At 47.1% G+C, this 13,032-nt stretch carries 8 protein-coding genes and 1 other annotated feature; of the genes, 7 read left to right on the forward strand and 1 reads right to left on the reverse strand.

Annotated features, from left to right (window positions below; translation table 11 throughout):
- Positions 1-1,089: 1,089 nt before the first annotated feature.
- Positions 1,090-1,332 (reverse strand): hypothetical protein, encoded by a 243-nt coding sequence (locus tag SK066_RS08775; protein ID WP_320544378.1) that lies wholly within the window; start codon positions 1,330-1,332, stop codon positions 1,090-1,092.
- 155 nt (positions 1,333-1,487) lie between these two features.
- On the opposite strand from SK066_RS08775, the gene pflB reads away from it, so the two are divergent.
- From pflB to metG, 7 genes are all read left to right on the forward strand, one after another.
- Positions 1,488-3,752, forward strand: coding sequence for a formate C-acetyltransferase (gene pflB / locus SK066_RS08780; protein WP_188775191.1), 2,265 nt, complete (start codon positions 1,488-1,490; stop codon positions 3,750-3,752).
- A gap of 311 nt (positions 3,753-4,063) precedes the next feature.
- Entirely contained in the window at positions 4,064-4,804 is a 741-nt protein-coding gene (gene pflA / locus SK066_RS08785; RefSeq protein ID WP_320544379.1) for a pyruvate formate-lyase-activating protein, read from the forward strand.
- Between the two features lie 300 nt (positions 4,805-5,104).
- The gene (nagZ, locus tag SK066_RS08790; RefSeq protein WP_320544380.1) at positions 5,105-6,733 is read left to right on the forward strand and encodes a beta-N-acetylhexosaminidase; all 1,629 of its coding nucleotides are present in this window, start codon (positions 5,105-5,107) and stop codon (positions 6,731-6,733) included.
- A gap of 354 nt (positions 6,734-7,087) precedes the next feature.
- Positions 7,088-9,289: a stalk domain-containing protein gene (locus SK066_RS08795; protein ID WP_320544381.1), complete on the forward strand. Its 2,202-nt coding sequence runs from the start codon at positions 7,088-7,090 to the stop codon at positions 9,287-9,289.
- Positions 9,290-9,631: 342 nt separating this feature from the next.
- Entirely contained in the window at positions 9,632-10,177 is a 546-nt protein-coding gene (locus SK066_RS08800; protein WP_320544382.1) for a Fur family transcriptional regulator, read from the forward strand.
- Positions 10,174-10,452 (forward strand): membrane protein insertion efficiency factor YidD, encoded by a 279-nt coding sequence (gene yidD, locus SK066_RS08805; protein WP_320544383.1) that lies wholly within the window; start codon positions 10,174-10,176, stop codon positions 10,450-10,452. Before SK066_RS08800 ends, yidD begins: the two co-directional genes overlap by 4 nt.
- A 27-nt stretch (positions 10,453-10,479) precedes the next feature.
- Positions 10,480-10,731 (forward strand) — a binding site (T-box leader).
- Between the two features lie 70 nt (positions 10,732-10,801).
- Positions 10,802-12,823 (forward strand): methionine--tRNA ligase, encoded by a 2,022-nt coding sequence (metG, locus tag SK066_RS08810; protein ID WP_320544384.1) that lies wholly within the window; start codon positions 10,802-10,804, stop codon positions 12,821-12,823.
- Positions 12,824-13,032 lie beyond the last annotated feature (209 nt).

Genomic DNA, 13,032 nt, shown 5'->3' on the forward strand with positions numbered 1-13,032 from the left:
TCAATGAAAATACAGCGCTATAGTCTCCATACTTTATTATTAGAATCAGAGTTATTTTATAAAAGCTGTATTCGTTCTAATAACAAAAGCAATCTAAGCATATTCCAGCCCATCTGTATATGCAGCATATTCGCCATCAGCCCAGAGCTAGTAGTAAAACATTTACGTACCTATATGATCTAAATAATTATGATCCAAATAATAATTAAAAATAGCCTCTGCAAGCGCGAACCCTAAGCTCACATAAAATCCCTGGGAGGTTCGCGCTCCTTGCTACATAAGGGATTTGAGGTTTTTTGTTGTCTTTTTCACCAGTTTCCAGTAGGCTAAAAAGGAGGTTCGCGATTTTGAACTGTTTTTCCCTTGCTACGAAAGGGTTAGAAAGGCATGCAGTCACTCTCCGTGCGAGAGTGTGGATTGAAAGGTTCCCTGCTGGATACAGCGATGCTGGTACTGTAGTCACTCTCCGTGCGAGAGTGTGGATTGAAAGTAAGATCCACCAGCGCAAGTAATCGACCAGTTTAGTCACTCTCCGTGCGAGAGTGTGGATTGAAAGTTTTATATCGATGAAAGTATCCCCATATGCTCCCCGTCGCTCTCCGTGCGAGAGTGTGGATTGAAAGATCTGGGAAGTTGCCGAGGAAGTAAGACGGAAACGGTCACTCTCCGTGCGAGAGTGTGGATTGAAAGATCGAGCTTCCAGCGCCGTACCAGGTGAGCGCACTGTCACTCTCCGTGCGAGAGTGTGGATTGAAAGCATCAATTCGACAGCTGTTGCATGATGTGGATGCAAGTCACTCTCCGTGCGAGAGTGACTTTAAACATCTAAGTTTGTACTTTCGGTTTTAATGTATTACCTATGCTTTCCAGATGCGAGCATTGCAGAACGAAGGCAAGGAAATAAGGGGAAAGGACGACTTATAGTGTTAGTGATTTCCTAACACGGGGTTCAATGGAAAAGTGATTTTTGCGAAGCAAAATATCGTACTGCTTTGGAGGGGCGGGAATCTTCATGTATTCCCCATTCCAAAAGATTCCCGCGGCTCCACCCGAGTCCGTCCCCTTATTCCTTGACGGAGTGGTGTAATCTCACCCATCACACCACTCCATACCCAACAAGTTTAATTCAAATTCCAACCACCACATTTGCACTATTCCAAATCCCCACCAACTGTATCCAAATTCCCAACCACCTGTATGACAAAAAGACATACCCTTCAGCAGCATTAACCTCATTTCAAGCCAGCCCATCAGCACAATATCTGCAATTCCAACCAACTGTACTACAATTAATTCCCATCTGTATCCACTACAGAAAGTGATAAAAATCATAATAAGCACCTCAAATTGTGATTTTTATCACATATTTATACCCTTCTATCCTTCATAATAAAGACATAGCCAGAGCACAACCCACTGGCGCAAGGTTACAAGTCAGCGCACAACAAAATTTGTGATTTAATTCACAAATCATGGAGGGATTATCAATGTCCGTAATCGAACGTAACGTACAGGAAAACATCCAGCAAGCCTGGAGAGGATTCAAGCAAGGTAAATGGACAAACCACGTAGACACCAAAAACTTCATTGATGAAAATATCAATCCTTATGTTGGTAACGAAGCTTTTCTGGCTGGCCCTACTCAAAATACAAATGATCTGTGGGAGATCGTATCTCGGTTATCCCGTGAAGAACGCGAGCGCGGTGGCGTATGGGATGTGGATGTTAATACACCAGCATCCATCGTATCCCACGGCCCAGGTTACCTGGACAAAGCAAAAGAACAGGTAGTCGGCGTACAAACAGACGAGCCATTCAAACGTGCTATTCAGCCTTACGGTGGTATTCGGATGGTTATCGATGCTTGTAAAGCTTACGGCTTCGAAGTTCCACAGTCTGTAATCGACATTTTCACTAATATTCGTAAAACGCATAACCAGGGTGTATTTGATGCTTATACTGCTGAGATTCGTGCAGCCCGCAAATCCGGTATCGTAACAGGTTTGCCAGATGCTTACGGTCGCGGTCGTATCATCGGTGACTATCGCCGGGTTGCATTGTACGGTGTAGATTTCCTGATGCAGCAAAAGCAGCAGGAGCATGATGAGACACTGGGCGAGTATATGGATGAAACTACAATTCGCCAGCGTGAAGAGATCAGCGAGCAATACAGAGCGCTGAACGAGCTGAAGCAGATGGCTGCGGATCATGGATTTGACATTTCCAAGCCAGCACAAAATGCAAAAGAAGCCTTCCAATGGCTGTACTTCGGTTACCTGGCAGCTGTAAAAGAACAAAACGGTGCGGCCATGTCCCTCGGACGTGTATCTTCCTTCCTTGATATTTATATCGAACGCGATATGAAAGAAGGCACATTAACCGAAGAACAAGCACAGGAGCTGGTTGACCATTTCGTAATGAAGCTGCGGATTGTCAAATTCCTGCGCACACCAGATTATAACGAGCTGTTCAGTGGCGACCCTACATGGGTAACCGAATCCATCGGTGGTATGGCAGTAGACGGTACGACTCGTGTTACAAAAAACAGCTTCCGCTTCCTGCATACACTGTACAATCTTGGTCCAGCACCAGAGCCTAACCTGACTGTACTGTGGTCGGAGCAGCTTCCAGAGGGCTTCAAAAAATATTGTGCGAAAGTATCGATCGAAACGAGCTCGATTCAGTACGAAAATGATGATCTGATGCGTCCGATCTATGGTGATGACTACGGTATCGCTTGCTGTGTATCCGCAATGCGCATCGGTAAACAAATGCAATTCTTCGGCGCACGTGCGAATCTGGCTAAAACATTGCTGTATGCGATCAACGGCGGTAAAGATGAGAAATCCGGCGCGCAGGTTGGCCCTGAATATCCAGCGATCACATCAGAATATCTGGAATACGATGAAGTCATGAAACGCTACAAACCAATGATGCAATGGCTGTCCAAAGTGTATATGGATGCACTGAACATCATTCACTATATGCACGACAAATATAGCTACGAGCGTATTGAGATGGCGCTGCATGACCGTGACATTTTACGTACGATGGCGTGTGGTATCGCCGGTCTGTCGGTAGCTGCCGATTCACTGAGTGCGATCAAATACGCAAAAGTCAAACCAATTCGTAACGAACAGGGCATTGCAATCGATTTTGAAATCGAAGGCGAATATCCTTGCTACGGTAACAATGATGATCGTGTTGATGCGATTGCCGTTGAGCTGGTTGAAAGCTTTATGAGCATGATTCGTCAGCACAAAACGTATCGTGAAGCGGTTCCTACTCAATCCGTACTGACAATCACCTCGAACGTTGTCTATGGTAAGAAAACAGGTACAACACCAGATGGACGTAAAGCAGGCGAGCCATTCGCACCAGGTGCTAACCCAATGCATGGACGTGATAAAAAAGGCGCTCTTGCATCGCTCAGCTCGGTAGCGAAGCTGCCATACGAGCACAGTCTGGATGGTATCTCCAACACCTTCTCGATCGTACCAAAAGCACTTGGTAAAGAAGAAGAAACTCGCAAATCGAATCTGGTCGCAATGCTGGATGGCTACTTTGGCAGTGATGCGCATCACCTGAATGTGAACGTATTTGACCGCGAGCAGCTGATGGATGCAATGGAACACCCAGAGAACTATCCACAGCTGACCATCCGTGTATCCGGTTATGCAGTTAACTTTATTAAACTGACTCGCGAGCAACAGCTTGATGTGATCAACCGTACGTTCCACAGCGCGATGTAATTCTCGCTTCGCTGTAAGTGCCCGGTGAGTGCATCAACAGTAGCAGAATATGCTACTACGGATGCCTGATAGGAAGGCTCCACACAACCAATGGCTGCCGGACAGAAGGCTACAGCTAGCAGACAAGGATCGGTTCGCTTCATTATCGATATATTGCAAGTGGGATGCTCTTTTCTTCATCTCGTTGTTGATCAGGGTTCCCACCATTATCATCGATATATTGCGAGCCGATCGGCTGCTACCATCGCTATTGGATACAATCATCCGAATCTGTTCGGTTATACTACTTATGAGAAAGGGGCTGAATGATCATGGTAACAGGCCGTGTTCACTCGCTGGAGACATTTGGTACCGTTGATGGTCCAGGTATTCGTTTCGTATTATTTATGCAGGGGTGTCTGATGAAGTGCCAGTATTGTCACAATCCCGATACCTGGAATCTGGACGGAGGTAAGGTGATGCAGCTGGACGAAGTGCTGGCTGAGATTGAGCCTTATCTGAACTACTATCGAAGCTCTGGCGGTGGACTTACCGTTTCGGGCGGTGAACCTACGTTGCAAGCCCCTTTTGTCAGAGCATTATTCCGTGAGGTGAAAGAACGCTGGAATCTTCATACAACGCTCGATAGCAATGGATATAATGATGGTGAAAAGATTCACGAACTACTTGAAGTAACTGATCTGGTCATGCTCGATCTGAAGCATATCAATGATGAAAAGCACAAAAAGCTGACAGGTGTATCCAATGAGCGCACACTGAAGCTGGCACGGTGGTTATCGGATCATGGCCGCAAAATGTGGATACGACATGTATTTGTCCCTGGCATTCATGATGCAGAGGAAGACCTGATCGCACTGGGTGAATTCATCGGCACACTGGATGGGGTAGAGAAGTTTGAGATTTTACCCTATCACCAGATGGGCATTTATAAATGGCAGTCGCTGGGCCGCATCTATCCGCTGGATGGCGTGCCTTCGCCGACAGAAGCCGAGGTGGAACGAGCATATCGTCTGATTGAACAGGGACGACGTCAAACTGCCTGTGTTCGTTAAGGGGTAAGGGCAAGCATTCCAGACGCGCTGACATTATGAAACGGAATGATTGATGAAGCCTTATATTCTATAGCTATAACATTCATTTTCTCATTATGTATGTTGCTGAACGCTTGATCTGTGTGAGCTTATCCTTATTATGCACCTTATAGCGCTATGTATCCTGCCTGGCAGGAAGATCACATGACGCTGTAAGGTGCTTTTTTGTATATCGCCAAACTTGTTTATCTATAGCAGAGCTTCGTATAATAGTTGCAAATAGAGCTAGTAGTCTATGGAGGATAAGGGAGGACGAGTAGCATGAATACAGAGATAGCGCACTGGACATTGGAGCAAAAGATTGGACAGCTCTTTGTATGCGGATTTCACGATATTGTACCTGATGAGCAGATTCAACAATTAATCCAGCAATATCATATTGGTGGTGTGATTTATTTTCGGCGCAATATCGGTACAGCTACTCAAATCCATCATTTATCGGCCAGCTTGCAGGATATGGCACGTGAGCAGGGTTTACCCCCGTTACTGATTGCGATTGATCAGGAGGGCGGGATGGTCAGTCGTATTGATCAGGAGGAGCTAAGTCTCATTCCAGGCAATATGTCGCTCGGTGCCGCAGATGATCTGGAGCTTACGGCTGCGGCGGCTACGATCAGTGCGCGCGAGCTGCATGCACTTGGGATCAATGTGAATTTTGCTCCCTGTGTCGATGTGAATAATAATCCGCGTAACCCGGTGATCGGCGTGCGCTCCTATTCGGAAAAGCCAGAGACCGTCGGGTTGCACGGTGCGGCGGCGATTCGAGCGATGCAGGCGCAGAATGTAGCGGCGACTGCAAAGCATTTTCCCGGGCATGGTGATACCGATGTAGATTCGCACTATGGTCTGGCTTCGGTGCCTCATGATCGGCAGCGTCTAGAGCAAGTCGAGTTGCTTCCATTTCGCCATGCGATTGATGCTGGAGCCGATCTGATTATGACGGCACATGTAATATTTCCCGCGTTCGAGTCAGAGCCTATACCAGCTACGTTATCTCGCTCGGTGCTGACTGGATTGCTGCGTGAGCAGATGGGCTATGAGGGTGTGATCGTCACCGATTGTCTGGAAATGCACGCGATTGCGAAGCATTTTTCAATTCCAGAAGCAGCGGTGCGGGCTACGCAGGCAGGAGCGGATCTGTTACTTGTAAGTCATACGCTGGAGGAACAGATTGCAGCGATTGAGGCAGTTCGAGTGGCTGTTCAGGAAGGGCGTCTATCCGAGCAGCACATCGATGCAGCATTAAAACGAATATTGAAGCTGAAGGCGCAACGTCAGATGGATACATCGCCAGTAAGTGAAGCACAGCTCGCTGCATTATTAGGTGCACGCGATACGGAAATGGTGCTACGACGAATCGCAGCGCATAGCATTACGGTGGTGAAAGATGAAGGACAGCTTCCGCTGCGACGCCCTGTATCCGCTCTAGAAGGACTTGTTATCTGGCCGCAGGTGATTCGTCGAACTGAGGTGGACGAGCCAGCGCGTCATGAAGTGAGTCTAGCAGAGGCGTTGTCGCTACAGGGGCTACCGGCACGTCAGCTTGCTATCGATGTTGAGCCAGATGAAGTGGAGCGACAGCAGGTCATACAGCAAGCAATGGCGGCAGGCTTCGTCGTCATGGTTACTTATACGGCCGCAGGCGAGCTACCAGAGGGACAGGCACTGCTGACAAGACAACTACACGAACAGCTACAGGTTCCTTTTATCGTAGCATCGATGCGCAATCCCTATGACTTGAACGCATTACCTGATGTGAAAACATACATTTGCGCCTATGAGAATCGCAAGTATGCAGCTGAGGCACTGGCAGCTGTGCTTGCAGGAGCGGCTACAGCGACCGGGCGCTTGCCTGTTACGTTGAATGAGCAATACGGCGTGCAGATTTGACTTGATATGCAGTGAAGCCTATGATGAAGAATGCAGCACTCCTTCAGATGTGGGGCTGCAACTCCGTCATCGACATCATATTAAAGTTTGAATCGATGATCGCCATGATTGATACAGGAATGGTAAGCCTGTCCATCTGCGGAGGACAGGCTTTTTCGTGCGCATGTACATACTTATGCATATCATGTCATTTAATTGTGGCTGAAATGTGAACAACGATATTTTAACGTGGCTTTTACGAATCAGACAGAAACTTTTCAGCAATTCGAGCGTCTTATATAACGTGTCATTTCAGGGGAGTTTTATTTTGACATCTGAATGTATAGAAAAAAAGACATAAGAAGGAGTCGAACAATGAAATTCAAGAAAAGCATGCTAATAGCTGTGCTTGCCTTTACCCAGGTAGTTGCGGCATTCCCTGCAAGTCAGGCGTTCGCAGCAGAAGGCGATACAGCAACCGGAATTGTAAAGGATGTGTATGGTGATCAATCATTAAATGATAATGGACTGTCCACAGATTCCGGTACAATGGGCACAGACCCAGCAAGTGTCGATGGCACAGGGACTGGAACAAGCGGCACGAATGTTCCAACAACACCTCCTGTAACCACTACACCACCAACTACAACGGTTCCACCAGTAACAAGTTCACCTTCTGTCGTAACCGATGTGTATTCGGCAGGACCTAACAAACTGATCTTTATCATGAATTCCAATCAGATCTATCGTGACGGCAAGCTGTATTTCTCCAATCAGCCGATGACTGTCAAAAATGGTGTCTCTTACGTATCTGTACGTGCACTGGTGGAACGTGTTGGCCTTACGCTTACATATGATTCCAGTACGAAAGAAACAGTAATGTCCAAGGATGGCAAAGAGCTTCGTTTTAAAACAGATAGCAAATTTTACACGGTAAATGGCGTGCAATCGATGATGAAGGGTGCTTCGTTCCAACAAAAAGGAACGTTTATGGTACCGCTCACTTCAATCACGGCTGCGCTGAATATTCCATATACCGTTCAAGGTAAAATGGTCATTATGGATCTGCAAGTGAAGCCAACCGCTTCCTTCACCGTATCGCCAAAGGATATCTATGCTACACAAACAGCAGTAACTTACACTACAAAATCTAGCACATCTGACGGTACACCTATCGTTGATGAACGCTGGACTGGACGCGAGGATGTATTCGCGGAAGCAGGCTCACATGTTGTGACGTATCAGGTAATGGATGCGAATGGACAGTGGAGCGATCCGTACAGCGTGACGCTTAATGTACTGCCACCGAACCAGCCGCCGGTAGCGATGTTCACAACGAATAGCGATTCGTATCGTATGGGTGAATTGATCACGTATACAGATATGAGTACAGATGATGAAAATGCGATTACAAAAACAGATTGGTCCAACAATCAGCTTGCTTTCTTCACACCAGGACCACAAACGATCACATTGACTGTAACCGATAAGCATGGTGCAACAGGCACATACAGCAAAACGATCAATATTACAAATGATACACTGTACACAGCAGATGAATTTTATCCGCTGTTCACACCAATCGGTGATTCGTTCGACTTTAATGGCAGCGAAGTACCAGGACTTCAAGTGACTCCGTTCGAGGCTTCTTCTGAGCCTGTACGCTTGATTCGTAGTAACAGTCCAGAACGCGTACTGTCTGAAGGTATCGTGTACCAGGAGTTCGCTAATGGTCCAACTCGCTTTATGGTTCACCATTTGAACGAAACAGGTAAGCGTGTGAAAATGTATGTGATTGCTACGAACCCGAATGCTACACCAGCCAACATTAACCAGCTGGCAATCGGCTTTGGCGGACCAAACCAATATGCTACGGCTGTAGGTAAAGTATCGGTTGATCGTTACTATCAATCGCTGCAAAGCGGTAAAGATGCAATGAACATGACATTGCAGCCTGGACAAAGTCAGGTCATCTTCAATCAGTTGAATGCATCCACGATGCCTAATGATACCGTTATCTCACTGTTTGCTGATCTGGTGAGTGATTCCAACATTCAGTACACTGTATTGATGGTGGACGAAAATGCGGATCCATTGCAGGCGATGAACACATTGCCAAAGCTGGATCGCGACGGTATTCACAACCGTGGTACGTATGATAATTCGACTCGTCTGATTCATATCCCAAGCCTGATCGGAAACACAAGAGTTCGTTTGCCGATGGGTGATAACAATAGTGACCCTAACTTGATCGGTACAGATCCATTGTCCGGTACAGATGCATCGAATGCTGGTAACTTTGGTGTATTGTACAGAATCAAGCTCGATATGGTTGCACCAAATACGCTCATTTCCTTTAATGCTCGTGGCGGTCGCTACACTGGCTACATTTTTGTAAATGGTGTAAGTACGCCGGTTAAGCGTAATTCGGCAGTAACAACAGCGAACGAAAATGTTGTTCTCTACCGTACAGGCGCATTGGATACAGAAGCAGTCGAAATCTGGTTCACAGCTGCACCGGGTAGTAACCTGCCGGTTAACCTGCTGTTCAACCAGTTGCCTGCGAAAAAGCAATAATACCCGTACAACAATATAGAGCAGAGATAAAGACAGGTTAGCACCGAATACGCTATCTGAGTATCTCGCACTGATCGATGGTCAATAGGTGATACTTATCGATACTTTTGCTCAACATCAACGGAGTCGCTCAGGCGGCTCCGTTTTTTATATACTTTCTTTTAAAATTCGATACGATTCCACTATAAATATTCGGCACAGCGATTATTTTGGTGTATAATAGTTATGATTACGAATAGTGAATATGAGGTGTACAGAAGCGCTGTATACGGTTATTTACTTGAATTGAGCATCCGGCAGTTATTGTAACCTGTACCGGAATAATGACAGGAGGAGACACTCATGCTGTCTACAGAACAGATTATTGACATCATGTCCAAGCAAGGGCTACGCATTACCGATCAGCGTCGTACGCTGGCACGGCTTTTTGCTGAGGCGCCGGGGTATCTGACGGCGAAGGACGTTTATGAATATATGGAGCGTAAATATAGTGGACTCAGCTTTGATACGGTGTATCGGAATTTACGTGTCATGCAGGAGCTTGGTGTACTGGAGCAGATTGTATTTGAGGATGGCGTGAAGTTTAAAAGTCATTGCAGTCAGGATCATCATCACCATCATATGATCTGCTTGCAATGCGAAAAAACGTATCCGATCGCTTTTTGTCCGATGGATATGACGGATATGCCAGAGCAATTTGAAGTGATTCGCCACAAGTTCGAGGTATTCGGCTACTGCAAGGATTGTCGTGCGCAGCTTGGCAGTCTGCCAGGGGAGTCGGGTCATGCAACAGGTGGCGACGGCAAGGAAGGCCCAGCCCTGCATATGAAGAAAAGCGCGCTCGCAACCGCTGCTGCCGGTGAATCTGTGGCAGGAAAAAGTCAGTGAATAAGCCGCAGAAATGGAGCCGGCGTGCGGTGCAGGTGCCCATCCATTTTTATCGTAAATGTATTTCACCGCTCAAGCCGCCGAGCTGTCGTTTTTACCCGACCTGCTCTCAGTATGCGCTGGAAGCGATCGAGGTACATGGTGTGCTAAAGGGAAGCTGGCTTGCAGCGGTACGTATTAGTAAATGTCATCCGTTTCATCCGGGTGGTATTGACCTGGTGCCACCTGTACGTGAACGGAAGCGCACATCGCTTGACAGTGCTGACATCGATTAGGTATATTGAAGAGCATAGGAAGATCATAGACATCCAGTGAACGGATAAGTATACAGAATAGGCACAGTGCAGAGAGCCGGAGTTGCTGCGAACCGGTCTGGGAGCCGCTGTAGAAGATGGTCCGGGAGGAACTGAAGTCGAGCGAAGCGGGATGACCGTGCGTAAGGCTACAGCGTGAGCCAGCGTTAATGGCTAGCCTGAACAGGCTAACGAGCCTGCTTTTCGTAAGAAAGCGGGGAAGTTGGGTGGTAACACGTGAGCACAGCTCTCGTCCCATAGGGGCGAGGGCTTTTTTGTGTCTGTATAGCCTGCTGTAGCTGTTGATCCATTTTATCAAGGAGGGGTATTTATGCCAGAAGAGAACAAGACATTTTATATTACAACACCGATCTATTATCCGAGTGATAAGCTTCATATCGGTCATGCCTACACAACGGTTGCAGGCGATGCGATGGCACGCTACAAGCGATTGAGAGGCTATGACGTCCGTTATTTGACCGGTACAGATGAGCATGGTCAGAAGATTGAACGTAAGGCTGCCGAGAAAGGACAGACACCACAGCAATTCGTGGATGGCATTGTTGAGGGGATCAAGAGTCTGTGGGATAAGCTGGACATCTCGTATGATGACTTTATCCGTACAACCGAGCAACGTCACAAGGATGTCGTACAAAACATCTTTGACCGTCTGTTAGAGCAAGGCGATATTTATAAAGGGGAATACGAGGGCTGGTATAGTATTCCGGATGAAACCTTTTACACGGAGACACAGCTTGTTGATATCGAGCGTAATGATAAAGGCGAAGTGATCGGCGGTAAAAGCCCGGATAGCGGTCATCCAGTAGAGCTGGTAAAAGAAGCATCCTACTTCTTCCGTATGAGCAAATATGCGGATCGTCTGCTGCAATACTATCAGGATCATCCTGATTTTATTCAGCCGGAATCACGCAAAAACGAAATGATTAATAACTTTATCAAACCAGGTCTGGAAGATCTGGCTGTGTCCCGTACAACATTTGACTGGGGCGTTAAGGTTAAAAATGATCCTAAGCATGTCGTCTACGTATGGATCGATGCGTTGTCCAACTATATTACAGCGCTTGGCTATGGTAGCGACAATGAAGAGCTGTTCAACAAGTTCTGGCCAGCAGATATTCATCTGGTCGGTAAAGAAATCGTACGTTTCCATACGATCTATTGGCCGATTATGCTGATGGCACTTGATCTGCCATTGCCGAAAAAAGTATTTGGTCATGGTTGGCTGCTAATGAAGGACGGTAAAATGTCCAAGTCCAAAGGCAATGTAGTTGACCCAGTTACACTGATCGACCGTTACGGTCTGGATTCCCTGCGTTACTATTTGCTGCGTGAGGTGCCATTCGGCTCTGACGGTACATTTACACCGGAAAGCTTCGTCGATCGCGTGAACTCCGATCTGGCAAACGACCTGGGTAACCTGCTGAATCGTTCAGTAGCGATGATCGATAAATATTGTAGCGGCATTGTGCCTGCTTATGGTGGTGCAGTCAACGAAGTTGATGGTACATTGCAGGAGTTTGTCGGACAGACGATTGATAAGATTGAGACCGCTATGGAGAAGCTGGAATTCTCAGTGGCACTCACAGCAATCAGTCAATTGATCAGCCGTACGAACAAATATATCGACGAAACTCAGCCATGGGTGCTGGCGAAGGATGAAGCGAACCGTCCGCAACTGGATTCAGTTATGTATCATCTTGCCGAATCGCTACGCATTATCTCTATCGTATTGCAGCCATTCCTGACTCGCGCACCACAGCAGATTCGTGAGCAGATCGGTGTTACAGATGGAGAGCTGACAACATGGGATAGCACTCGTCAATTTGGTCTTGTGCCTGCTGGAACGAAGGTAGCGAAGGGCGATCCGATCTTCCCACGTCTGGATGCGAAGGAAGAGGTTGCCTATATCGTGGAAGCGATGGGTGGCGTGCTCAAAGCAGCGGATGAGTCTGCACCTGCACCAAAGGCAGAAGCAAGCAAGCCTGCTGCTGAGCCAGAAGAAGGCAAAACAGAGATTAGCATTGATGATTTTGCCAAAGTCGAGCTACGTGTAGCACAGGTTATCGCAGCCGAGCCGGTGAAAAAAGCAGACAAGCTATTGAAGCTACAACTGGATCTTGGGTTTGAGCAGCGTCAGGTTGTATCGGGTATTGCGAAGTTCTACACACCGGAGGAGCTGGTAGGTCGTAAGGTTATTTGTGTAACGAACCTCAAGCCAGTGAAGCTGCGTGGTGAGGAATCGCGCGGTATGATTCTGGCAGCTTCGCAGGGCGATCAGCTTACACTGGCTACCGTACCAGACAGCATGCCGAATGGCGCGCTGGTAAAATAATAACGGTAACCGTCATATAACGAAAAAGTCATACCACGTATTAGGCAATAACGGAATTGAGCGAATTTTTAAAAGAAATAACGGCTATGTTGCCGCTTCAAACGGACGCTTGAAGCGTGTAGCCGGGCTGTCTAAATCGAACCTTTTGCAGGCTGGAGAGCCTAATCTCACCGTCTGTAAAAGGTTCTTTATCTGGCAAAAAAAGCACG

The organism is Paenibacillus hunanensis (assembly GCF_034055775.1).
In the GTDB taxonomy this organism is placed as follows: Bacteria; Bacillota; Bacilli; order Paenibacillales; family Paenibacillaceae; genus Saccharibacillus; species Saccharibacillus hunanensis.